The sequence below is a fragment of the Kitasatospora sp. NPDC090308 genome, assembly GCF_044769485.1.
Taxonomy (GTDB): Bacteria; Actinomycetota; Actinomycetes; order Streptomycetales; family Streptomycetaceae; genus Kitasatospora; species Kitasatospora fiedleri.
The window spans coordinates 265,750-287,554 of record NZ_JBIVXY010000007.1 but is presented as its reverse complement, the minus strand read 5'-3'; the positions used below and the strand labels follow the sequence as shown (position 1 = coordinate 287,554).

Here is a 21,805-nt window from a genome sequence, read left to right as displayed (position 1 = left end):
GGAGGGCCGGGAGACGGGCCCCGGGCCGGGCGCTCACTCCTCGCAGAGCTGCTTGAACAGCTCCAGGTCGGCGCGGACCGCGTCCTCCACCGCGTGGCTCTGCGCGTACCCGCCGTGCGGGCCGCCCAGCGACTCGGTCAGCTCCTGCGGGTCGTACTCCAGCCGCAGCTGCACCCGGGTGTGCGCGGCGTCCAGCTCCCGCAGCGCGAAGGTGCCGCGCAGCGGCGGACCGTCCACCGTCTCCCAGCTCATCACCCGGCCCCGCCCGTGGTCGGTCAGCTCCGCGTCCACCGCGTGCCGCTCGCCGCCGAACTCCACGTCCAGGTGCGCGTGGTGCCGGCCGTGGGCGCTGGCGTGCACCACCCCGGCGACGAACAGCGGGTACTCGGCGACCCGGTGCAGCTGCGACCAGGCCGTCCCGACCGGGGCGGTCACCTCGATCTGCTCCTCCAGTGTCCGCATCGGTCGGACCTCCGTTCCGTTCGCCCCGAGGGCGCGCTCCCTCCAGCCTGCCAGGGGCCGGGCCGGGCGACGACAGCACGCGGGCGGCGCCCGGGCCGGGACACGGGCGGACAGCGCACCGCCCCCGGCCGGGGGACGGCCGGGGGCGGTGCGGTGCGGTGTGCTGCGGTCACGGGCGGCGGTGGCTCAGTCCTGCGGGAACTCCCCGTCGAACACGGCCGCCAGCCGCAGGTACGGGGCGGCCTCGGCGGACCGGCCCTGGCGCTCCAGGACGCGGCCGAGCACCAGGTGCGCGTAGGGCTCCACCGGGTCGCGCGCGATCACCTCGCGCAGTTGCTCCTCGGCGCGGCGCAGTTGGGCCGAGTGGTAGTAGGCCCGGGCCAGCAGCAGGCGCGGGCCGACCTGCTCGGGCACCTCCGCGACCACGCCGGCCAGGATCAGCGCGGCGTCCGCGTACGCCTTGGAGTCGAAGAACAGCCGGGCGCGGGCCCAGCGTTCGGCCGCGCTCTCGTCCGGGGACACCAGGGCCGCGCCGAGCGGGCGGGGGTCGGTGGGGCGGAGGTCGGTGGTCATGGGCTGCTCCTTCCCGTTTCCGGGTCTCCCGCCGGGCCGTACCGGCCCGACAGGTGGTTGAACCTTCACCGACCTGGGGGTATTCCGGGCGGCGCAACGGGGCCCCGCCACCGGCGTCGCCGCAGCTCAGCGGCTCGCGGCTCGGTGGATCGCGGCCCAGTGGCTCGCGGCCCAGCGGCTCAACGCGGGGCCGACAGCTCCAGCAGGCGGTGCATGAACGGCACCGGCAGCGCCGGGTTCGCCGCCGCCGCCTCCGGCTGCGCGTCCGGCTCCAGCGCCCGCAGCAGCGTCCGCCACGGCAGCCGCGGATCGGCCGCCGCCGCCCGCGCCACCAGCGCGTCGCGGTCCGCCGCCAGCGCGGCCGGCACCTCCGGCGCCAGCTCCGGATCGCGCAGCGCGGCCAACCGCAGCGCGGGCTCCGGGCGCTCGGCCCAGCGGGCCAGGCCCGGCGCCGGGAACCGGGCGTCCGCCAGCAGCGCGGCCGGGCCCAGCAACTGCCCGTACACCGAGCGCAGCAGCGCGCCCGGCGCGTCCGCGCAGTGCTCCGCCAGCGCCAGGCGCACCCGCAGCTCACCGTCGGCCGCCAGCACCGCCACCACCGCCCGGGGCAGCCGCTCCAGCGAGGCGACCGCGCACCGCACCAGCGGGTGCGCCGAGCGGGCCAGCCGCAGCAGCTCCGTCGGATCGTCCGCCCGCCCGGCCACCCACGGCAGCGGCGGCGCGGCGTCCGGCAGCCGGCAGGCCACCGCCGCGCGCTGCTCCTCGGTCAGGTCCGGGCGCAGCGACACCGCCAGGCGCACCGCCTCGTTCGGGTCGGCCGCCAGGGCCAGCGCCAGGTCGGTGGGCAGCCGCGGGTTGCCCGCCGCGGCGGCCCGGATCCGCGGGTCGTCGTCCAGCACCAGCCACTCGCCCAGCGGCCGCTCCAGCGCCGCCGAGGCCGCCGTCCGCTCCCGGCGGGCCGGGTCGCTCTCGGCGATGTACCCGGCCAGCGTCACCGGCAGCTCGCGCTCCACCCGCAGCGCCCGCTGCACCGCGGCCCGCACCGCCGGGTCGCGGTCGGCCCGCAGCCCGGTCCGCACCCGGGGCGGCAGCTGCGGCCAGGACTCCGCCCGGACCGCCGCCGCGCGCACCGGTGGCGAGGTGTCCTGGACCAGGGCCACCAGCAGCTCCGGCGGCAGGCCCGCGCAGCCCGGCACCCGGCGGCGGGTCTCCGGGTCGCGGTCGGCGGCCAGCGCGGCCAGCGCCGCCGGGGGCAGCGCCACCCGGTGCGCGGCCGACGCGGCGGCCCGGCGGACCCGGCGCTCCCGGTCGCCGGCCAGCGCCGCCAGCGTCCGCGCGGACAGGTCCGGGCGCTCGGCCAGCGCCGCCCGCACCGGCCACTGCGGGTGCCGCAGCGCGGCCTCCAGCACCGGCGCCGGCAGCTCCGGGCGGCGCACCGGCCCGAGCGGCTCGGCGCCCTCCGCCAGCAGCCGCAGCAGCACCCCGACCGGCGCCCCGGGATTGGCCGCCAGCCCGCGGCACCAGGCCCGCACCGGCGGCGGGCCGGACAACGGGTGCCAGACGGCGGCCGGTTGATGTGCGCTCAGACCGAGCACGTGCGAGTACCTCCCCCGGAACGGCAAACGCCATCGACCCTACCCGCGCGGCGGCGGTGCGTGCACCGGTTCCCGCCAGGCCGGCACAGCCGGGAGAAGGCATGTCGGAAGTGTGCGCACGGCACGCACGTCCGAAGGAGAACGCCCCCGGTCGTGGCACCGAGTGCCACGACCGGGGGCGCGGGCCGGGCGCCGGTGGGGCGGCGGCCCGGGGACCTTCGCGGGGGTGCTCAGGGGCGGGGTGCGAGCCGGAAGGTCAGCGTCCGGCCGCCCTCCTCGCTGGTCACCAGGTGCACCCGGGCGCCGATCGGCACCGCGCCCGGCAGCCCGCCGAGCACGGTGGCCTGCACGGTGAAGCCCTCGTCCAGCACGATCAGGTACGGCCGCCCCAGGTGCGGGCCGCGCCGGGTCGGGCGCAGCAGGCGCTGCACCGTGCCCTGCCCGCAGGCCCGGGCGGGCGACAGGTCGGCCGAGCCGCACACCGGGCACAGCAGGCAGGACGCCGCGCTGGCCGAGTGGCACCACTGGCAGCGCCGGTAGTCGAGTTCGGCCTCGCCGGCCGGGCCGGCGGAGTGCGCGGGGAAGGGGTGTTCGGCGAAGGGCTCGAACGGGGCGAGCGGGGCGTGCGGTGCGGACGGGGCGAGCGTGAGGGTCATGGCCGTCTCCTCCCTGGACCTGGGTGCGCCGCCGTACCGCCGCCCGGGAGCGGGCGTGCGGTCGGGGCGTCTGCCAGAAGGACGGTATGGCACTCAGTGCCTCGTGTAAAGGTACCGAGTGCCAGTCATATCGGACGATGTTCGACAGACTGTCAGCTCCGCGGGCCGGCTCCGCGGACGGACCGGCCGACCGGTCCGGTCAGCCCTCCAGGGCCGCCTCCACCCCCTGCACCACCCGCCACATCGGCGTGCCGCGCCGGGCCACCATCACCACCACCTCGTCGTCCTGCGAGCTGCCGCCCCCGCCGCCCTCCGCGCCGTCCCCCCAGGTCGCCACCACCAGTTGCAGCGCCTCGTCCACCGCCGCGCCCACGTCGCCCTCGCCGCCCGAGCGCAGCCAGGCCCGCAGCGCGTAGTTGTGCGCCGCGACCACCGCCGCCGCGATCACGTCGGCCCGCAGCGCGCCGTCCGAGCGGGCCGCGTACCGGGTGCGCAGGTGGCCGGCCAGGGTGCGCTCGTAGCGCCAGACCACCGACAGCTCGTGGGTGCGCAGGGTGGGCACCTGCTTGGTCAGCCGGTAGCGCCCCACCGAGAAGGCCGGGTTGCCCGCGTACATCCGCAGCACCAGCCGGGCCGCGTCGCACACCTGCTCCACCGGGTCGCCCGCCGGGTCGGCCGCGCCCAGGAAGGCGGTCATGTCCGCCAGGCAGCCGTCGTGGTCGGGGAAGACCACCGCCTCCTTCGACGGGAAGTACCGGAAGAACGACCGGCGGCCGACCCCGGCGAGCGAGACGATGTCGTCGATCGTGGTCTGCTCGAAACCCCGCTCCGAGAACAGCTCGAACGCCGCCTCGACCAGCGCGTCCCGCATCGTCGGCCGGGCCGCGCCGACGCCGGGCGCCCGGTCCTGCTCATGCACCTCGCTCATACCGGGACGGTAGCACCGACCAGGCGGTTCGGGCTGGGCCGGACGGCACTGAGTGTGCATAATCGGGGGTACTGAGTGCCACACCGAGGAGACTGCCATGACCCAGGACTTCGACCTCTACCGGCTCGGCGAGGAGCACGAGATGCTCCGGGAGTCGGTGCGTGCGCTGGCGGAGGCGAAGATCGCTCCGTTCGCGGCGGCGGTGGACGAGGAGGGGCGTTTCCCGCAGGAGGCGTTGGACGCGTTGCGGGCGGCGGACCTGCACGCGGTGCACGTGCCGGAGGAGTACGGGGGTGCGGGGGCGGATGCGCTGGCGACGGTGCTGGTGATCGAGGAGGTGGCGCGGGTGTGCGCGTCGTCGTCGTTGATCCCGGCGGTGAACAAGCTGGGCTCGCTGCCGGTGCAGTTGTCGGGGTCGGAGGAGTTGAAGGCGAAGTACCTGGGGGCGCTGGCCCGTGGGGAGGGCATGTTCTCGTACTGCCTGTCGGAGCCGGAGGCGGGCTCGGACGCGGCGGGGATGCGGACCCGGGCGGTGCGCGACGGCGACTTCTGGGTGCTCAACGGCGTCAAGCGGTGGATCACCAACGCGGGCGTCTCCGAGTTCTACACGGTGATGGCCGTGACCGACCCCGAGAAGCGCTCCAAGGGCATCTCGGCGTTCGTGGTGGAGAAGGACGACGCGGGGGTGTCGTTCGGCGCGCCCGAGAGGAAGCTCGGCATCAAGGGCTCGCCGACCCGCGAGGTGTACTTCGACGACGTGCGCGTCCCGGCGGAGCGGATGATCGGCGCGGAGGGCACGGGCTTCGCCACCGCGATGCGCACGCTGGACCACACCCGGGTCACCATCGCCGCGCAGGCGCTGGGCATCGCGCAGGGCGCGCTGGACTACGCCAAGGGCTACGTGAAGGAGCGGCGGCAGTTCGGCAAGCCGATCGGTGACTTCCAGGGCGTGCAGTTCATGCTGGCGGACATGGCGATGAAGCTGGAGGCGGCCCGGCAGCTCACCTACGCGGCGGCGGCGAAGTCGCAGCGCTCGGACGGGGACCTGACGTTCTTCGGGGCGGCGGCCAAGTGTTACGCGTCGGACGCGGCGATGGAGATCACGGTGGACGCGGTGCAGTTGCTGGGGGGTTACGGGTACACCCGGGACTACCCGGTGGAGCGGATGATGCGGGACGCGAAGATCACCCAGATCTACGAGGGCACCAACCAGGTCCAGCGCATCGTGATGGCCCGCAACCTCCCCCAGTAGACAGAACAGGACAAGACCGGCGCGGAGCGGGCAGCTGCCCCGCGCCGCGCCGCCGTGCGTGCGGGTGCCGCTCCGGGGCAGTGGTTCCGGTCACACGCGGGGCTCCCGGAGCGGGTGGGGCCGGGGTGAAGTCCGGCCAGCACCAGGGGAGTTGGCCGAAAATGAGGGATGGGTGGGGAGCCGCGGGGCGACTCCGTCCGGCCCGGGGTGTCGACCCGGTGTGGCGGGGGACCTAAGGTATGCCTTAGCTTACCTGGCGGCCTCCGGGGGGTTCCCGAGCGGCCGCCGCACCGGCCCAACCCTCTCGTTCCTGGAGTGAGCATGCCTGCCCGCCGTACGTCTGCTGCCGCGTTCCTGGTCCTCGCCGTGGCGGGTGCCGCGCTGGTGGGGTGCTCGAAGAAGGACGACGGCGCCCCGACCGCGGCGGACGGCTCCGCCGCCGCCGGCCCGGTGCAGGTGACCGCGACGGACAGCACGTGTGACCTGTCGAAGACCTCCTTCCCGGCCGGGCACGTCGAGTTGGCGGTGGCGAACAAGGGCAACAAGGTCACCGAGGTGTACGTCTACGCCGACGGCGACAAGATCGTCACCGAGCGGGAGAACATCGGCCCCGGCACCAAGGCGACCATCAACGCCGAGATCAAGGCCGGCACCTACGAGGTGGCCTGCAAGCCGGGCATGACCGGCGACGGCATCCGGCAGAAGATCACCGTCACGGCCGGCGCCTCGGCCTCCGCGAAGACCGACGACCGGCTGACCCGGGCGGTCACCGACTACCGCACCTACGCCCAGGAGCAGGCCGACGCCACCATCCCGGTGGTGGAGCAGTTCGCCGCCGCGATCACCGCCGGCGACGTGGAGAAGGCCAAGTCGCTGTTCGCCGCCTCCCGGGTGGGCTGGGAGCGCACCGAGCCGGTGGCCGAGAGCTTCGGTGACATCGACCCGAAGACCGACACCCGCGAGGACGGCCTGGAGGAGGGCCAGGCGTGGACCGGCTGGCACCGCCTGGAGAAGTCGCTCTGGGAGGACGGAAAGATCGGCGACGAGGAGAAGACCCTCGCCACCCAGCTGGTCACCGACCTGAAGGACTGGCAGACCCGCATCCCCAGCGCCGAGATCACCCCCACCGGCATGGCCAACGGCGCCAAGGAGCTGCTGGACGAGGTCTCCAAGAACAAGATCACCGGTGAGGAGGACCGCTACAGCCACACCGACCTCTCCGACTTCGCCGCCAACGTCGAGGGCGCCCGCCAGGCGTACGAGCTGCTCAAGCCGGTCGCCTCCGAGAACGACCCGGAGCTGTCCAAGACCCTGGACGGCGAGTTCGAGAAGATCACCGCGCTGCTCGGCAAGTACCGCAACGCCGACGGCACCTACACCACGTACGACAAGGTCACCGAGGACGAGCGCAAGACCTTCTCGGATGCGGTCAACTCGCTCGGCGAGCCGCTGTCCAAGCTGGCCGCCGCCGTGGTGGTCAAGTAGCCGCGTCCGCCCGGTCAAGTCCAGGTCAAACGGGGTGCCCGGGGGCCGGACGCGAGGTAAGGGCAGCGTAAGCTAAGCCTCCGTCAGGGTGCTGTCGCAGCAGCGGCAGCACCCGCACCCGGTTTCACGTCCGAGAGGGAACGCCAGAGATGGACGCCGAGAACGAGCAGCAGGCGCCCCCCGCCGAGAGCGGCGGGCCCGCGCCGCGCGCCGGGCTCAGCCGGCGCGCCGTCATAGGCTGGGCGGGAGCCGGCGTCGCGCTCGGCGCGGCCGCGGTGGGCACGGTGGCCGCCGCGACCATGTCGGACGGGGACGGCGGCCCCGCCCCGCAGGCCCCCGACGTCCCGTTCTACGGGGAGCACCAGGCGGGCATCTCCACCCCGGTCCAGGACCGGCTGCACTTCGCCGCGTTCGACGTCATCACCGACGACCGCGACGCCCTGGTGAAGATGCTCAAGGAGTGGACGAAGGCGGCCGCCTCGCTCACCGGCGGGCGCGAGGTCGGCGGCGGCGCGGTCGGCGTCGTCCCCGAGTCCCCGCCGGACGACACCGGCGAGGCGCTGGGCCTGCCCCCCTCCCGCCTCACCCTGACCATCGGCTTCGGGCCGACGCTGTTCGAGAAGGACGGCGCCGACCGCTTCGGACTCAGGGCCAGGCGCCCGGAGGCGCTGGTCGACCTGCCGAAGTTCAGGGGCGACCGGCTCGATCCGGCCCGCAGCGGCGGCGACCTGTGCGTCCAGGCCTGCGCCGACGACCCGCAGGTCGCCGTGCACGCGATCCGCAACCTGGCCCGGATCGGCATGGGCGTGGTCAACGTCCGCTGGTCGCAGCTCGGCTTCGGCAAGACCTCCTCCACCACGCCCGACAGCCAGACCCCGCGCAACCTGATGGGCTTCAAGGACGGCACCCACAACATCGCCGGGACCGACGCCGACGCGCTCGCCCAGCACGTGTGGGCCGCCCCCGGCGACGGCGCCGACTGGATGACCGGCGGCTCCTACCTGGTCGCCCGCCGCATCCGGATGACCATCGAGACCTGGGACCGCGCCTCGCTCAAGGACCAGGAGGACACCTTCGGCCGCACCAAGATCGAGGGCGCCCCCTACGGCAAGCAGAAGGAACGCGACACCCCCGACCTGTCCGCGATGCCCGCCGACTCGCACGTCCGCCTGGCGCACCCCGACAGCAACGACGGGCTGATGATCCTGCGCCGCGGCTACTCCTTCACCGACGGCACCGACGGCCTCGGCCGCCTGGACGCCGGCCTGTTCTTCCTGGCCTACCAGCGCGACACCCGCAAGGCGTTCGTCCCGCTGCAGACCAAGCTCGCGGCCAACGACGCGCTCAACGAGTACATCACCCACGTCGCCTCCGCCCACTTCGCCTGCCCGCCCGGTGTCCGCAAGCCCGGCGAGTGGTGGGGCCAGACCCTCTTCGGCTGACCCCCGCCCCCCACTTCACCCTGGAGAGAACGCCGTGTTCGCCAACTACCTGATCGGCCTGCGCGAGGGCCTCGAAGCCAGCCTGGTGGTCTGCATCCTGATCGCCTACCTGGTCAAGACCGACCGCAGGGACCGCCTCGGCCCGGTGTGGACCGGCGTCGGCAGCGCCGTCGTGCTGGCGATGGCCTTCGGCGCGCTGCTCCAGTTCGGCTCCAACCAGCTGTCCTTCGAGGCCCAGGAGGCGCTCGGCGGCAGCCTGTCGATCATCGCGGTCGGCCTGGTGACCTGGATGGTCTTCTGGATGCGCCGCACCGCGCGCCACCTGAAGAGCGAACTCCAGGGCAAGCTGGACGCCGCGCTCGCCATGGGCACCGTCGCCCTGGTCGTCACCGCGTTCCTGGCCGTCGGCCGGGAGGGCCTGGAGACCGCGCTGTTCATCTGGACCGCCGTCCAGGCCACCGGCGACGGCTGGAACCCGCTGGTCGGCGCGACCCTCGGCCTGCTCACCTCGGTGGTGCTCGGCTGGCTGTTCTACCGCGGCGCGCTGAAGATCAACCTGGCGAAGTTCTTCACCTGGACCGGCGGCATGCTGGTCGTCGTCGCCGCGGGCGTCCTCGCCTACGGCGTGCACGACCTCCAGGAGGCCGACTGGATCCCCGGCCTGAGCGCGCTGGCCTTCGACATCTCCTCCACCATCCCGGCCGACAGCTGGTACGGGACGCTGCTCAAGGGCGTCTTCAACTTCCAGCCGAACCCGACCAAGGTCCAGGTCTGGGTCTGGGCGCTCTACCTGGTGCCGACGCTCTACTTCTTCTTCCGCAAGCCCGCGGGCTCCCCGCCCGAGCCCGCGCAGGTCTCGGCGGAGGCGAAGGCCGCCTGAGGGACGGGCCCGGGGGACGAGCCCGAGGAACGACGGGGACGGGAACCGCCCGGGTGCCGCGACGCGCGGCACCCGGGCGGTTCCCGTTCTCCGGCCCGGAGGCCGGGCCGGTCAGGTGAGCGGGCCGTAGAGCCAGTTGCCCGGGGCGTCGGGGTCGGGGCTGAGGTAGAACTCCTGGAGGGCGGTGAGCAGTTCGTCCACGCTGAGCCTGCCGCTGGCGTCGGTGTCGAGGTGCCGGAAGGCGGCGGCGCGGTGTTCGGGGGCGGTGCGGAAGACCTGCTGCCAGGACTGGAACTCCCGCTCGTCGACCTCGCCGTCGCCGTCGGTGTCGAGCAGGGCGACGACCGCCTCGGTGAGCGGGCGCAGGGCGGTGCGGAAGCCGTCGGGGGAGGTGAGGAAGGCGCCGGTCATGCCCGCGCGGTACTCCTCGGGGGTCAGCCGCCGGTCGCCGTCGGCGTCGGCGGCCGCGGCGAGGGCCTCCCAGTAGCGGGCCATGCCCGCCATCAGGGCGGTGCCCTTGGGGGAGGTCGGCGGCTCGCCGAACTCGGAGAGCAGCCGGGCGCCCAGGGTGAGCAGGTCCTCGCGGTCGACGGTGCCGTTGCCGTCGGCGTCGAGGTGGCCGAAGCAGAGGGCGATCTTGCGGTCGAGCAGCGGCGTGCCGGAAAGCGCGGTCATGGGGGGTGCCTCTCTCTCGCGGGTGGTGCGGATCACGCGTCGGACGGTTCGGGGGAGCGGGGGCCGATGCTGATGCCCTGTAGGCGGGTGGTGCGCAGGATCGGGATGTTGGCCTCGCCGTGCGCGCCGCCGGAGAGCCCGGTGCCGCCGATGACGGGCAGGACGGGGAGGGTGCCGATGTGGCTGTCGTTGACCTTCAGCACGCCGCCGTTGACGACCTCGTCGGTGAACCGGTCGACGACGTCCGGGTCGCGGGCCCACAGCGAGTTGCGCAGGCCGTAGGGGTTGGCGTTGACGAAGGAGATCAGCGCGTCGAGCAGGGCGCCGTCCGGCTCCGGCCCGGTCGGCACGACCAGGCACATCAGCGGGAAGAAGGTCTCCTCGGCGACCGCCCGCATCGTCGCGGCCACGGCCAGCCCGTGGGCCCGCAGCAGGACGGGGCGGACGAACGGGCCCCGGGCCGTCGGGACGCCGTCCACGTCGACGCTCTCGCCGCCGCAGAGGAGTTCGGCGCCCTTGGCCACGGCGTCGGCCAGCACGTCCGCGCACTGGGCGCGCTTGACCACGGGGGTCAGCACGACGTCCGGGTCCTCGGGCGGGCCGATCCGCAGCGCGGCCACCCGCTCCTGGAGCAGGGCGGTGAAGCGGTCGGCCACGGCCGGGTGGACCAGGGCGAACTTCGGGGCGAAGCAGAGCTGGCCCGAGCCGTGGTAGCGCTCCGCCGCGGCGTCGGCGGCCCGGGGCAGGTCGGCGTCTCGCCACACCACCAGGGCGTCGTTGCCGGCCAGTTCCAGGACGGGCTTCTTGCCCTGCTCCAGGCAGCCGCGGGCGAGTTCCGCGCCCTGCTTCGGGCCGCCGAAGAAGAACACGTCGTCGCAGTCGGGCGAGGCCAGCCAGGTGCGCAGGGTGGGCCGGTCGGGGGCGCAGAGCACGCTGAGCGCGCCGGGCGGGGCGCCGTGCGCGGCCAGCAGCGGGGCGACCAGCTCGTGGAAGACGAACGCGGTGCTCAGCGGCGCCGTGGGCGGGGCGTTGACCACCACCGCGTTGCCGCCGGCCAGCACCGGGACGGCGGCCGTCGCGGTGAGCATCGGGGCGTTGCGGGCCGGGCTGAGGCCGACCACCCCGTCCGGTTTGCGCACCAGCCGCACCAGGCGGCCGTCCTGCTCGCCCTCCCAGCGCATGGCGGCCCGGGTGTGGGCCAGCGTGTCGGGGTGGGTGAGGTCCAGCGCCGCGGCCAGCGACCAGCGGGCCACCCGCACCGGGTACCCCTCGGACACCAGTGCCCCGACCACCTCCTCGGCGCGCTCCCGCAGCAGGCGGTGGAAGGCCGCGACGAACTCCAGCCGCCGCTCCAGCGGCACCCGGGCCCAGAGCGGCTGGGCCGCGCGGGCCCGGGCCAGCGCGGTGGCGGCCTGCTCCGGGGTCGAGCGGGCCACCCGGCCGACCAGCCGCGGGTCCGCGTGGTCGGCCGGGTCGGCGCGGCCGTGGTCGAGCCGGGCCTTCAGCGCGAGCACCTCGTACGGCTCGCGGAGCATCGCGCTGCTGCGGGGCCAGTGCACCCAGCCGTCGCCAGCGGCGGGGACGCCGCCGACCAGGACCGGGTAGGCGGACTGCGGTGGGGCGGGAGCGAGTTCCACGTCCCCGATGATGGGGGGCGCGGGGCGCGCGGGCCGGGGGAGAGGACGGGCTTCCCCTCCAACGGGTGATTCTCCGATCGGCTGGAAAGCGTCTTGTCGTGCGGACGCGGTGGGGGAGGGCGGGGCGGGGTCGGCGCTGCGGGGCGTGGGCGGCGGTCCGGTGCGGCTGCTCCGGGCAGGCGGCGAGGGCGGCCGGGGCGGTGCCCGGTGGGAACTCGCCGTCCCGGGCGGCCGGTTCGAAGCGGGCGCGGCACGGCCCCGGACGTCACCGCGCGGCCGGATCGCTCCGGTGCCGGGGCGCGCCGTACTGCTCGGGGGTGACGGGCTCGGCCCAGACGGTCTCGGGCGTGCCGTCGGCAGTGGCCTCCCAGAGCGCCAGGTGGGCCGTGAAACGGTCGGGGGCGGCGCCGTGCCAGTGCGTCTCGCCCGGCGGGCAGACCACGCTCTCGCCCGGGTGGGCCTCCAGCACGGTGCCGTCCCGGGTGCCGACCAGGGCGGTGCCGGAGACCACGTGCAGGGTCTGGCCGAGCGCGTGGGTGTGCCAGTGCGTCCGCGCGCCCGGCGCGAAGCGGACCAGGTTGGCGCGCAGCCGGGACGGCTCCGCGCCGGCCGCGAGGACGTCCCACCAGACGTCGCCGGTGAACCACTCGGCCGGGCCCCGGCCGGTGGGCTGCTGCGGGAGGAATTCCATCGGGTGCTCCTGAGGAAGGGGTGGGAAGTGCGTCCCCTCCAGCCAAGCGCGCCGCCCGGCGCGGGGCCAGGCACCGCGGAGGGGTGCACCGGTGGTGCACCCCTCCAAGCGGCGCGGGCGCGTACTGTCGGAGGGGTGGACAACAGCCAGGAGGTCCGCGAGTTCCTGACCTCGCGGCGCGCCAAGATCACCCCCGACCTGGTCGGACTGCCCGCCGGGCCGCGCCGCCGGGTGCCCGGGCTGCGGCGCAGCGAGGTCGCCGCGCTCGCGGACCTCAGCGTCGAGTACTACGCCCGGCTGGAGCGCGGCCACCTGGCCGGTGCCTCCCCGGCCGTGCTGGAGGCCGTCGCCCGGGCCCTGCGGCTCGACGACGCCGAACGCAGCCACCTGCTGCACCTGGCCCGGGCCGCCGACGGCTCCGACGCGCTGACCCGCCCGCGCCGCCGCGCGGACCGGACCCCGGCCCCGCACCGCAGCCTCCAGTGGACGCTGGACGCGATCACCGGCGGCCCGGCGTTCGTCCGCAACGGCCGGACCGACCTGGTCGCCGCCAACCCGCTCGCCCGCGCCTTCTACGCCGACGTCTACGCGGGCGCCGGGCCGCACCCGCCGAACTTCGCCCGCTTCCAGTTCCTCGACCCCGCCGCCCGCCGCTTCCACCCCGGGTGGGACGGGCACGCCGACATCACCGTCGCCCTCCTGCGCACCGAGGCCGGCCGCAACCCCCACGACCGCCGGCTGCACGACCTGGTCGGCGAACTCTCCACCCGCAGCGACGAGTTCCGCACCCGCTGGGGCGCGCACGACGTCCGGCACCACGGCACCGGCACCAAGCACTTCCACCACCCGGCGGTCGGCGACCTCACCCTCGCCTACGAGGGGATGCGGCTGACCGCCGACCCCGACCTCGTCCTCACCGTCTACACCGCCGAACCCGGCTCCCCGTCCGAGGAGCGCCTGCGGCTGCTCGCCTCCTGGGGCGCCACCCGCGAGACCGCCCGGGCCTGACGGCGCGTCAGGCTGCGGCGGGGCGTCAGACCCCGGCGGTGCGTCAGGCGTCGGCGGTGTGCGGGTCGGTGGTCAGGCGCATCGGCAGGCCCCAGAGCGGGAACAGCCGCTCCACGTCCATGTGATTGGTCATGGTGGCGATCCGGCCGTCGACGATCTCCAGCAGGGTGATGCCCCACGGCGTCCACCCCGCGCCGTCCTCCGCCGGGCGGTACTGGGCGAACGCCGGCGTGCCGTTCGCCTCCACCGGCAGCAGCCGCGACCCCGCGCAGCCGCAGCCCGCGCCCTGCCACCACTCGCCGAGCTCGGTCACGCCCCGCACCCACATCTGGAACGGCGGCATGTTCAGCACCGCGTCCTCGTGCAGCAGCCGCTTTAGGGCCTCGATGTCGAACGACTCGAAGGCCCGCACGTACCGGGCAAGCAGGGAGCGCTGGGTCTCGTCCAGCGGGTCGAAGGCGTCACCGGCCGGGCCCTGCGCGGCCATCGTGGCCCGGGCCCGCTGCAGCGCGCTGTTCACCGAGGCCACCGAGGTCTCCAGCAGCTCCGCCGTCTCCGCCGCCGACCAGGCCAGCACCTCCCGCAGGATCAGCACCGCCCGCTGCCGGGCCGGCAGCTTCTGGAGCGCCGAGACGAACGCCAGCCGGATCGACTCCCGGCCCACCGCGACCTCCGCCGGATCCCCCGACAGCACCCGCGCGTCCGGCACCGGGCCCACCCAGACGTTCTCCTCCAGCTGCGCCAAGTCCGGCGCGGCGGCCGGGCAGGGCGAGCTGAGGTCCATCGGGCGGGCCCGCCGCTGCGGGGCCGGGGCCATGTCCAGGCAGACGTTGGTGGCGATCCGGTACAGCCACGTCCGCAGCGCGGCGCGGCCCTCGAAGCCGTCGAACTTCGACCAGGCGCGGACCAGCGTCTCCTGCACCGCGTCCTCCGCCTCGAAGGCCGAGCCCAGCATCCGGTAGCAGTACGCCGTCAGCTCCCGCCGGAACGGCTCCAGCCGCTCCGCCACCCCGTCACGATCCATGATCATTGGCACGGGGCCAGCCTAGTGCGCGGGTCCGACAGCCGGGAGGGGCGCCGGAGCGCCGGTCAGCGGGTGTCGTCCGGGCGCAGCTCGATGTGGTCGGCCGCCAGGTCCGCCGCCACCCGGTGCTCCATGCCCAGGGCGGCCAGGAAGGCGGCGGGCAGCTGGACGCGGCCGGTGCGGTCGAGCATCACGTACTCGCGCTCGGAGACGGTCTCGGTGCCGTGCTCGTCGACCTCGGTGCGGCGCAGGACCTCGCTGCTGGTGCGGCCGTCGCGGATCGCCACCGTGCGGCGGACCTCGCCGGCGACCATCGGGTCGTGGGTGACGATGACGACGGTGCTGCCCAGCTCGCGGTTGACGGTGCGGAAGGCCTCGAAGATGCCGGCGGCGGTGTCGGTGTCCAGCTCGCCGGTGGGTTCGTCGGCGAGCAGGACGGCGGGCTCGTTGGCGAGGGCGACCGCGATGGCCACCCGCTGCTGCTGGCCGCCGGAGAGTTCGGCCGGGCGGCGGTGGGCGAGTTCGGGGACGCCGAGGGCCTCCAGCAGCTCGGTGGTGCGGGCGCGCTGCCGCCGGGCGGCCCGGTGCCCGGAGCGCAGCTGCATCGGCAGGGCCACGTTCTGGGCGGCGGTCAGGAAGGGCAGCAGGTTGCGCGCGGTCTGCTGCCAGATGAAGCCGACCGTCTCGCGGCGGTAGCGCAGCCGGTCCTTCGCGGTCATCGCCAGCAGGTCGTGGCCGTCGACGGTGGCGGTGCCGGCGGTGGGGGTGTCCAGGCCCGCCAGCACGTTCAGCAGCGTCGACTTGCCACTGCCGGACGCGCCGACCAGGGCCACCAGGTCGCCCCGGTCCACCGTCAGGTCCAGGCCCTGCAACGCCTGCACCTCGATCCCGTCGGCGCTGAAGATCCGCACCAACCGCTCGCAGCTGATCGCCAGTTCGGCGCCGACGGTGCGCGGCGCGGCGGCGGCCAGCGCCCTGCGCCGCAGCTCGTCCAGGCTCGGTGCCGGAGTGCTCATCGGGTGGTCCCTCCTGCGGGGGGCTCGGTGGTGGACGTGCGGTTCATCGGGCGTCCCCCGCCCGCAGCTCGGTGGTGATCTGCCGGCGGGCGGTCACCGCGGCCTCGGCCAGCACCGCGAGCACCGCCAACAGGGCCAGCCCGACGGCCTGTTCGGCGATCGGGGCGGCCAGCGGCCGCAGCCCCGCCGCGACACCCGAGCCGACCAGCGGGGAGAGGTCGACGGCCGGGCCCAGCAGCAGCACGCAGCACACCGCCGTCAGCGCCCCGCCCAGGGCCGCCACCAGCGACTGCGGCAGCACCTCGGCCAGGATCAGCGCCAGCCCCTGCCGGGGCCGCAGCCCCATGGTGCGCAGCCGGGCCAGCACCGCCGCCCGCTCCGGCCCGGCCCGCAGCAGCGTCAGCAGCACCGACAGCAGCGCGGACAGCGCCGTCGCGCCGACCGAGACCCAGAACAGCCGGACGGCCGACGCCTGCAACGGGTCGGCACCGAGCGCCGCGACCTCCGAGGCGACCGTCCGCACCCGGTGGCCCGTCCCGGCCCCGGCCGCCGGCGGGCCGAGCAGCCGCCCGGCCAGCGCGCGCAGGGCGGCGTCGTCGGGCCGCCCGGCCGCCAGCCACTTGGCCGGGCCCCCGATCCGGGCCACCAGGTCGGCGGCCGGACCGGCGGGCAGCACCACGGTCGGACCGGCCGAGCCGACCAGCGCCGGCGTGCCGTCCGCGTGCCCCACCACGCGGATCCGGGCCGCGTCGCCGCCCGCCAGCCGCAGGCTGAACTCGCCCTCCGGGACACCGCCGCCGGCCAGCGCGGGCAGCGGCCCGCCGCCCGGGTCGCCGGCCAGCAGCGCCGGATCGAACCGGCCCCGCCCGGCCGCCTCGGCCAGCCTCGCGTACGGGACCGGATCGGCCACCACCACGTTCACCCGGACCGAGGCGCCGCCGCCGAGCGAGAGCACCACGTCCTCGTCGATCCACACCGGCAGCGCGGCCGTCACCCCCGGCAGCCGGCCGGCCTCCGTGACGAACGACTGCGGCAGCGAGGTGTTCGACCCGGCGCTGACCACGGCGTCCCCGCCCAGGGCGTACCGGGCCACCTCGGCCCGATCGGCGGCCACCGACGCCAGTACCGTCGCCCCGACCGCGCCGCACGCCACCGCCAGCACCAGGGCCAGCAGCGGCAGCACCGAGGGCCGCGACCGCCCGCCCCCGCCGCCCCGGGCCGCCCGGGCCAGCCCGAGGAAACCCACCACCCCCGGACGCCGCCCGGCCCGGCGGGCCAGCAGCCCGATCAGCGGCGGCTGCAACCGGGCCAGCAGCAGCGCGCCCGTCAACGACAGCAGCAGCGGCGCCGCCACCAGCAGCGGGTCCACCCCCTCGCCCAGCGGTGCCACCCCGCGCCGGACCACCTGCGCCACCGCCGCCGCGGTCACCGCCAGCACCGCGAACTCGCCCACCAGCCGCCGCCGCCCGCGCCCCGCCCCCGCGGCCGCACCGCGCAGCAGCAGCGCCGCCCGCACCGGGAAGGCCAGCAGCGCCAGCAGCGCCACCGCACCGGCCGCGCCCGCCGCCGGCAGCCGGCGCGGGGTCGGCAGCAGCGCGAAGGCCAGCAGCGCGCCCAGGGCCGCCGCGGGCAGCACGGTCGCCGCGCCCTCGCCCAGCAGCCGCCGGAAGACCCCGCCGATCCCGGCCCCGCGCGCCCGCAGCAGCAGCAGCTCCGCCGTCCGCCGCTCGGCGGCCAGCGCCGCCGCCAGGCACAGCACCACGGCGGACACCCCCGCCGCCCCGGCCGGGCCGACCGCGGTCAGCGAGTCGATCGCGCTCTGCCGCTGCCGGGCGGTGTCGATCGCGGACCGCAGCCCGGAGTCGATCCGCACGTCGGGCCGCCCGCTGCCGGACACCACCTCGACCGCGAGCGGCCCCGAGGTGACCGCCGCCAGGCCGAAGGAGGTCTGCCGCAGCCGGTCCGCCCGCAGCGCCTCCACCCGCACCGGCAGCCGCCAGTAGTCCAGCGCCCCGTCGCTCCAGACGCCCAGCCGGGACACCGACTCCGGGCCGGTCAGCGCGACGGCGTACCAGTACGCCACCGGGGGGTCCCCCGGACCGTGCGAGGGCGTCATGTTCCGGCACGCCCCGATCGCGCACCCCAGCTCGGCCCAGAACGGGTCGGCCGGGTCGTCGACGGCGTACAGGCCCACCACCTCGACCTGCTGCGGGCTCAGCCGCGCGGTGGGGGACAGCACCGAGGCACCGCCGTCCAGCACCGCGCCCGGCCGCACCTTCATCGCCTCGGCCGCCGCCGCCGACAGCACGACCGGCACCGGCCCCCCGGCCGCCCCGGCGTCCGGCCACCGACCGGCCGTCAGGTGGACGTGCTCGCGCGCCCCGTGCTGGTACACCAGGGCCAGCTCGGGCGCGACGGACTCCGGCCGGTCCAGCCCCGGGTCGGGCAGCGAACGCGCGGCCAGACCCCGGCGCCCGTACACCGGGCCGCCCGGCTCCAGCGGCAGCACCGGCCCGATCAGGTCGGTCAGCCGGGCCGCGGTCGCGTCCAGCTTCCGCTCCGGCTCGCCGCCCGCGGGCGGGCCGGACGTCACCACCACACTGGTCGCCACCGGGCCGGACCCGCGCAGGAAAGCGTGCAGCGCGCCGTCCGCCCCCCGGTCCAGCGCCCGGGGCAGCGCGGCCGCCAGGAAGACCAGGACCAGCGTCAGGGCGGCGGTGAGCAGGGCGGCGAGCGGCGCGGTGCGCAGCCGGGTGCGGACCCAGGGGGCGGGGGTGCTCATCTCTCCTCCGCGGGGCGCGGCGCGACGGCGCGGGGTCCGGTGGCGGCCGGCGCGGGGGCGGGCCGGACGGTCGGGTGGGCTGCGGCGGGCCGGACGGCGGTGCACGGCCGGGCGGGGGTGCGGGCCCAGGGGGCCGGGGTGCTCATTTCTCCTCCGCGGACCGGAGTCGGGCGGCCAGGTTCCGGCGGTTGCCGCCGAACAGGAAGGCGGACAGCAGGGGCAGGGCGGCGGTTCCGGCGGCCAGGGCCAGGACCTGGGCCGGGGGCAGGCCGACCAGGACGTCGGGGACCGGGGGCCGGGCGGCCGGGGTGAGCACCACCAGCGGCACCACCAGGTGGACCAGGACGGTGCCGAGCAGCAGCCCCGTACCGGTGCCGATGCCGACCAGCACCAGCCGTTCGGCGGCGGCGCTGCGGGTCAGCAGCCGCCGGGGCGCGCCGAGCGCCAGCAGCACCGCGGACTCACCGGCCCGTTCGCTCGCCGAGGCGGCCGAGGCGGCGGTGAAGCCGATCGCGGCCAGCACCGCCGCGGCCACCGCCAGCGCGGCCAGCGCGCTCTGCGGGGCGGCGCTCAGCGGGTCGCCGAGCCGGGCCGCGGCGTCCTCCTCGCGCAGCGTCAGCTGCTGGGCGGTCGGCCCCGCGCGCAGCGCCGCCGCCGCCTCGGCCGGGGTGCGGTCGCCGGGTCCGGCGGCGGGCAGCCACCACTCGGAGACGGCCGGGGCGTCGAAGCCCCGGTCGCTCAGCCACCGGTCGGCGGCGGCCAGGTCGAGCAGCAGCGCGCTGGTGCCGTACACCGGCAGCGCCTCGACCGCGCCGGTGATCCGGACCGGCACCGAGGTGCCGGCGAGCTGCACCTTGACCAGGTCGCCGACCCGGGCGCCGACGGCCGCCAGGTACGCGCGGGTGGCCAGGCCCCCGACCTCGCCGCCGGAGCGGACGGCGCCCGGGGCCAGCACCAGGGCCCGGGCCCCGTCGTGGTCCGCCGCGCCGGGGGTGTACTCGACGGTCGGCAGCCGGTCCGGTCCCGCACCGTCGGCCACCCGCACCGGGACGCCGTCCCCGGCCTGCACGCTCCAGGCGCCCGCGGGCACCGGGACGGGCACCGCCGCCCCGCCCGCGCCGTCGGCCACCGCCACCCGGCGCACCGTCAGCTCGGTGCGGCTCTCGCCCCAGCCCGCCGGGTACGTCAGCCCGAGACCGGTCAGGGACAGCGGCGCGGCCACCGAGCCCAGCGGGGCGGCGGCCAGCGCGCCCAGGTCCACCGGGACGGTCAGCTCGCCCCGGACCGGCAGCTGCGGCACCAGGACCCGGTGCACCGCCCCGAAGCCGTCGCGCAGCTGGAGCCACAGGTCGGGCGCCTGGAGCGGGCTGCCGTCCTCCCCGGGACGGTCGTCCACCTGCACCGCGACGGTCAGCTCGATCCGGGCCGGGCTCCCCGGCAGCGGCACCCCGGGCGACTGCGGCTCGGCCAGCGGCGCCAGCAGCTCCCCGGGCGGCCGGTGGTCGAACAGGTCGGGCCGCACCCGCAGTTCGGCGCCCGCCCGGGCGGTGGCGGTCAGCAGGACGCGGCCCTGCCGGTCGCCCGGCAGCGACAGGTCGGCCCGGGCCACCGGCAGCAGCCGGTCGCCGCCCGGCAGCGCCGCGTACCGGCCGCCCTGGCCCAGCGCGGGCAGCGCCGAACCCTGGATCCGCAGACCGCCCGCGGCGGCGAAGTCGGCCTGGTCGCGCTGCGAGTCGCGCCACGCGGCGTGCTGGCCGATCGCCAGCACGCCGGTGGCCACCGCCAGCACCAGCAGCAGCACCGGGCCGTTCGCCCGGCCCGGGCGGCGGGCCAGCTGCCAGCCGCCCAGCGCCGCGCCCAGCCCGCGCCCCCGGGCGGCCAGCCGGGCCCCCAGCCGGGCCGCCAGCGGCAGCACCCGCAGCACCAGCAGCGTCCCCGCGCACAGCGCCAGGGTGGGCGCCGCGACCAGCACCGGATCGATGCCCAGCCGGCCGTCGGAGGCCACCGACAGGCCGCCGGACCGGGCGGAGAGCTGCCGGTAGGCGACCACGGCCAGCGCCAGCAGGGTCAGGTCGGCGCCGGAGCGCACCACCGTGCCGACCACCGCCTGACGGCGCGCCACCAGCTGCCCGCCGCGCCGCAGGACCGCGGGCAGCGCCGAGAGCAGCACGCACACCAGCGCGCACAGCGCCGCCGCCGGCCAGCGCACGGCCGTGTCGGTGTGCTCCAGCGGCAGCCCGGCCAGCGGGCCGTAGCCGGTCAGCAGCCGCAGCAGCGGCCCGGCCAGCAGCGGGGCCAGCAGCGCGGCGGGCAGCGCCAGCAGCAGCGCCTCCAGGCAGGCCCAGGCGGCCAGTCGGCGCCGGGTCGCGCCCCGGGCGGTGAGCAGCGCGTCCTCCCGGGCCTGCCGCTCCGCGACCAGGTGCACCACCAGCAGCAGGGCCGCGCCCGCGAGCACCGACAGCTGGAGCGCCCCGATCAGCAGACTGGACTCGGTGACCAGCGTCGCCGAGTGCAACTCGGCCAGCAGGGCGGGCAGTTCGGTCTGCGACTGGAAGCCCGGGCTGTCCTGCTTGAGCAGCTCGGGCAGCCGGGCCGCCAGCTCCCCGACCCGCTCGACCCGGGCCCGGTCGGCGGTGGTGAAGTCGGCGGTCAGCAGCGCGCCCCGGCTGCCCTGCGGCAGCAGGCCGGAGGTGAAGGCGCCGTCGTCCACCAGCATCGGCCCGTACGTGGTGAAGCCCTGGACCTGGATCTCCCGGCCGCCCAGCGGGTCCAGCCGCCAGTACGGGGCGTCCCGGTCCAGGGCCCGGTAGACGCCGGTGACCCGGACGGTCAGCGGCAGGCCGCCGTACCGGTCGGAGAGCACCAGCTGCGCGGGCAGCGCGTCCGCGGTCAGGCCCAGCCGGGACAGCGCGCCGCCCGGCACCGCGACCTGCACCGTCCCGGCCGTCCCCGGGCCCGCGGCGGCGCCCTCGGCGGTGGGCCAGTGGCCGGCCGTCAGGCGGACCCGGTCGTGGTCCAGCGCGGCCAGCACGGTCAGGTCCACCTCGTGGGCCGGCGCCTTGGCCGGGGCCGGGGTCGAAGGCGGGGCCGTGGTCGGGGCCGTCGAGCCGGGCAGCCCGTACGCCCGGCTGCGGGCCAGCGTCCGGGTGTCGACCGGCAGTCCGTCGAACAGCCGGGCGCCCAGCGCGGCCGTCCCGGCGTCGTCCGCGGACCTGCCGTCCAGCCCGTGGTCGGCGTTCAGCAGCACCGTCACCCGGCCGCCGCCGGCCAGGTCGCGCCGCAGGCCCGCCTCGGCGACGGTGCGGTCGAAGGCCACCAGCGCGGTCAGCACCGTGGTGGCGGTCAGCACCGTGAACAGCACCGCAGCCGCCAGCGGCAGCCGTCCGCGCAACCGGCGCAGCACAAAGCCCAGCATGATCAGGTCCCCCCGTTCCGGCCCCGTGCACCGGATATCGGACGACTCTGGCAGAGTCGAACAGGAATCGGAAGTGGTCGGCGCGAATCGTGCGCGGTCTGCGCGCCGCCCGGGCGCGGTGGGGCTCCGGCCGCGCCGCCGGCGGACCGCGGTGGGCGGTGGAGGGGTGTCCGGCCGGTCGTCCGGCCGGATCGTTCGGTGGCGGAGCGGGGCCGGGCGGCGCGGGCCGTTCGACGGCGGAGCGGGAGGACACGGCAGAACCGGAGGGAGGCGGGGGAGGTCGG

Annotated in this window: 17 protein-coding genes; 5 read left to right on the top strand and 12 right to left on the bottom strand. The window is 76.5% G+C overall.

Going from position 1 to position 21,805, the window contains the following annotated elements; all coding sequences use genetic code 11:
• Positions 1-33: 33 nt before the first annotated feature.
• The 5 genes from ACIQVD_RS19205 to ACIQVD_RS19185 all read right to left on the bottom strand — a co-directional run bounded on the left by ACIQVD_RS19205 (position 34) and on the right by ACIQVD_RS19185 (position 4,214).
• The gene (locus tag ACIQVD_RS19205) at positions 34-462 is read right to left on the bottom strand and encodes an SRPBCC family protein (RefSeq protein WP_400681014.1); all 429 of its coding nucleotides are present in this window, start codon (positions 460-462) and stop codon (positions 34-36) included.
• Between the two features lie 186 nt (positions 463-648).
• Positions 649-1,035, bottom strand: a complete 387-nt coding sequence (locus ACIQVD_RS19200; RefSeq protein WP_402290540.1) for a tetratricopeptide repeat protein — start codon at positions 1,033-1,035, stop codon at positions 649-651.
• A gap of 179 nt (positions 1,036-1,214) precedes the next feature.
• Positions 1,215-2,630, bottom strand: a complete 1,416-nt coding sequence (locus ACIQVD_RS19195) for a hypothetical protein (protein ID WP_400681018.1) — start codon at positions 2,628-2,630, stop codon at positions 1,215-1,217.
• 230 nt (positions 2,631-2,860) lie between these two features.
• Positions 2,861-3,286 carry a Zn-ribbon domain-containing OB-fold protein gene (locus ACIQVD_RS19190; RefSeq protein WP_400681020.1) on the bottom strand — a complete coding sequence of 142 codons (426 nt, stop codon included), beginning with the start codon at positions 3,284-3,286 and terminating at the stop codon, positions 2,861-2,863.
• A gap of 199 nt (positions 3,287-3,485) precedes the next feature.
• Complete coding sequence (locus tag ACIQVD_RS19185; protein WP_400681021.1) at positions 3,486-4,214, bottom strand: TetR family transcriptional regulator; 729 nt, start codon at positions 4,212-4,214, stop codon at positions 3,486-3,488.
• A 97-nt stretch (positions 4,215-4,311) separates the two neighbouring features.
• On the opposite strand from ACIQVD_RS19185, the gene ACIQVD_RS19180 reads away from it, so the two are divergent.
• The 4 genes from ACIQVD_RS19180 to efeU all read left to right on the top strand — a co-directional run bounded on the left by ACIQVD_RS19180 (position 4,312) and on the right by efeU (position 9,273).
• A complete protein-coding gene (locus tag ACIQVD_RS19180) occupies positions 4,312-5,466 on the top strand; it encodes an acyl-CoA dehydrogenase family protein (RefSeq protein WP_400681024.1) in 1,155 nt (384 codons plus the stop codon).
• 321 nt (positions 5,467-5,787) lie between these two features.
• Positions 5,788-6,951 (top strand): iron uptake system protein EfeO, encoded by a 1,164-nt coding sequence (efeO, locus tag ACIQVD_RS19175; protein ID WP_400681027.1) that lies wholly within the window; start codon positions 5,788-5,790, stop codon positions 6,949-6,951.
• Positions 6,952-7,100: 149 nt separating this feature from the next.
• A complete protein-coding gene (gene efeB / locus ACIQVD_RS19170) occupies positions 7,101-8,393 on the top strand; it encodes an iron uptake transporter deferrochelatase/peroxidase subunit (protein WP_402290535.1) in 1,293 nt (430 codons plus the stop codon).
• 34 nt (positions 8,394-8,427) lie between these two features.
• Positions 8,428-9,273, top strand: coding sequence for an iron uptake transporter permease EfeU (gene efeU, locus ACIQVD_RS19165; protein ID WP_402290532.1), 846 nt, complete (start codon positions 8,428-8,430; stop codon positions 9,271-9,273).
• A gap of 111 nt (positions 9,274-9,384) precedes the next feature.
• Here efeU and ACIQVD_RS19160 read toward each other — a convergent pair whose 3' ends face one another.
• The 3 genes from ACIQVD_RS19160 to ACIQVD_RS19150 all read right to left on the bottom strand — a co-directional run bounded on the left by ACIQVD_RS19160 (position 9,385) and on the right by ACIQVD_RS19150 (position 12,276).
• Positions 9,385-9,948, bottom strand: a complete 564-nt coding sequence (locus ACIQVD_RS19160) for an EF-hand domain-containing protein (RefSeq protein WP_400681033.1) — start codon at positions 9,946-9,948, stop codon at positions 9,385-9,387.
• Between the two features lie 32 nt (positions 9,949-9,980).
• On the bottom strand, positions 9,981-11,585 hold the full coding sequence (locus ACIQVD_RS19155) for an aldehyde dehydrogenase family protein (RefSeq protein WP_402290529.1): 1,605 nt from the start codon (positions 11,583-11,585) through the stop codon (positions 9,981-9,983).
• Between the two features lie 265 nt (positions 11,586-11,850).
• Positions 11,851-12,276 (bottom strand): cupin domain-containing protein, encoded by a 426-nt coding sequence (locus ACIQVD_RS19150; RefSeq protein WP_400681036.1) that lies wholly within the window; start codon positions 12,274-12,276, stop codon positions 11,851-11,853.
• 135 nt (positions 12,277-12,411) lie between these two features.
• On the opposite strand from ACIQVD_RS19150, the gene ACIQVD_RS19145 reads away from it, so the two are divergent.
• Positions 12,412-13,284 carry a helix-turn-helix domain-containing protein gene (locus ACIQVD_RS19145; RefSeq protein WP_402290526.1) on the top strand — a complete coding sequence of 291 codons (873 nt, stop codon included), beginning with the start codon at positions 12,412-12,414 and terminating at the stop codon, positions 13,282-13,284.
• Positions 13,285-13,327: 43 nt separating this feature from the next.
• Here ACIQVD_RS19145 and ACIQVD_RS19140 read toward each other — a convergent pair whose 3' ends face one another.
• The 4 genes from ACIQVD_RS19140 to ACIQVD_RS19125 form a co-directional block, all read right to left on the bottom strand.
• A complete protein-coding gene (locus ACIQVD_RS19140; protein ID WP_402290656.1) occupies positions 13,328-14,314 on the bottom strand; it encodes a sigma-70 family RNA polymerase sigma factor in 987 nt (328 codons plus the stop codon).
• Positions 14,315-14,373: 59 nt separating this feature from the next.
• Positions 14,374-15,324 (bottom strand): ABC transporter ATP-binding protein, encoded by a 951-nt coding sequence (locus ACIQVD_RS19135; protein ID WP_400681040.1) that lies wholly within the window; start codon positions 15,322-15,324, stop codon positions 14,374-14,376.
• A 43-nt stretch (positions 15,325-15,367) separates the two neighbouring features.
• Positions 15,368-18,106 (bottom strand): hypothetical protein, encoded by a 2,739-nt coding sequence (locus ACIQVD_RS19130; protein ID WP_402290524.1) that lies wholly within the window; start codon positions 18,104-18,106, stop codon positions 15,368-15,370.
• Positions 18,107-18,248: 142 nt separating this feature from the next.
• Positions 18,249-21,521, bottom strand: coding sequence for an FtsX-like permease family protein (locus ACIQVD_RS19125; protein WP_402290521.1), 3,273 nt, complete (start codon positions 21,519-21,521; stop codon positions 18,249-18,251).
• Between the last annotated feature and the right edge of the window lie 284 nt (positions 21,522-21,805).

Excerpts from the sequence above, each read along its gene's own strand:
- ACIQVD_RS19205 (WP_400681014.1), bottom strand. The coding sequence starts at position 462 with ATGCGGACACTGGAGGAGCAGATCGAGGTGACCGCCCCGGTCGGGACG.
- ACIQVD_RS19200 (WP_402290540.1), bottom strand. The coding sequence starts at position 1,035 with ATGACCACCGACCTCCGCCCCACCGACCCCCGCCCGCTCGGCGCGGCC.
- ACIQVD_RS19190 (WP_400681020.1), bottom strand. The coding sequence starts at position 3,286 with ATGACCCTCACGCTCGCCCCGTCCGCACCGCACGCCCCGCTCGCCCCG.
- ACIQVD_RS19185 (WP_400681021.1), bottom strand. The coding sequence starts at position 4,214 with ATGAGCGAGGTGCATGAGCAGGACCGGGCGCCCGGCGTCGGCGCGGCC.
- ACIQVD_RS19180 (WP_400681024.1), top strand. The coding sequence starts at position 4,312 with ATGACCCAGGACTTCGACCTCTACCGGCTCGGCGAGGAGCACGAGATG.
- efeO (WP_400681027.1), top strand. The coding sequence starts at position 5,788 with ATGCCTGCCCGCCGTACGTCTGCTGCCGCGTTCCTGGTCCTCGCCGTG.
- efeB (WP_402290535.1), top strand. The coding sequence starts at position 7,101 with ATGGACGCCGAGAACGAGCAGCAGGCGCCCCCCGCCGAGAGCGGCGGG.
- ACIQVD_RS19160 (WP_400681033.1), bottom strand. The coding sequence starts at position 9,948 with ATGACCGCGCTTTCCGGCACGCCGCTGCTCGACCGCAAGATCGCCCTC.
- ACIQVD_RS19150 (WP_400681036.1), bottom strand. The coding sequence starts at position 12,276 with ATGGAATTCCTCCCGCAGCAGCCCACCGGCCGGGGCCCGGCCGAGTGG.
- ACIQVD_RS19140 (WP_402290656.1), bottom strand. The coding sequence starts at position 14,314 with ATGATCATGGATCGTGACGGGGTGGCGGAGCGGCTGGAGCCGTTCCGG.
- ACIQVD_RS19135 (WP_400681040.1), bottom strand. The coding sequence starts at position 15,324 with ATGAGCACTCCGGCACCGAGCCTGGACGAGCTGCGGCGCAGGGCGCTG.
- ACIQVD_RS19130 (WP_402290524.1), bottom strand. The coding sequence starts at position 18,106 with ATGAGCACCCCCGCCCCCTGGGTCCGCACCCGGCTGCGCACCGCGCCG.
- ACIQVD_RS19125 (WP_402290521.1), bottom strand. The coding sequence starts at position 21,521 with ATGCTGGGCTTTGTGCTGCGCCGGTTGCGCGGACGGCTGCCGCTGGCG.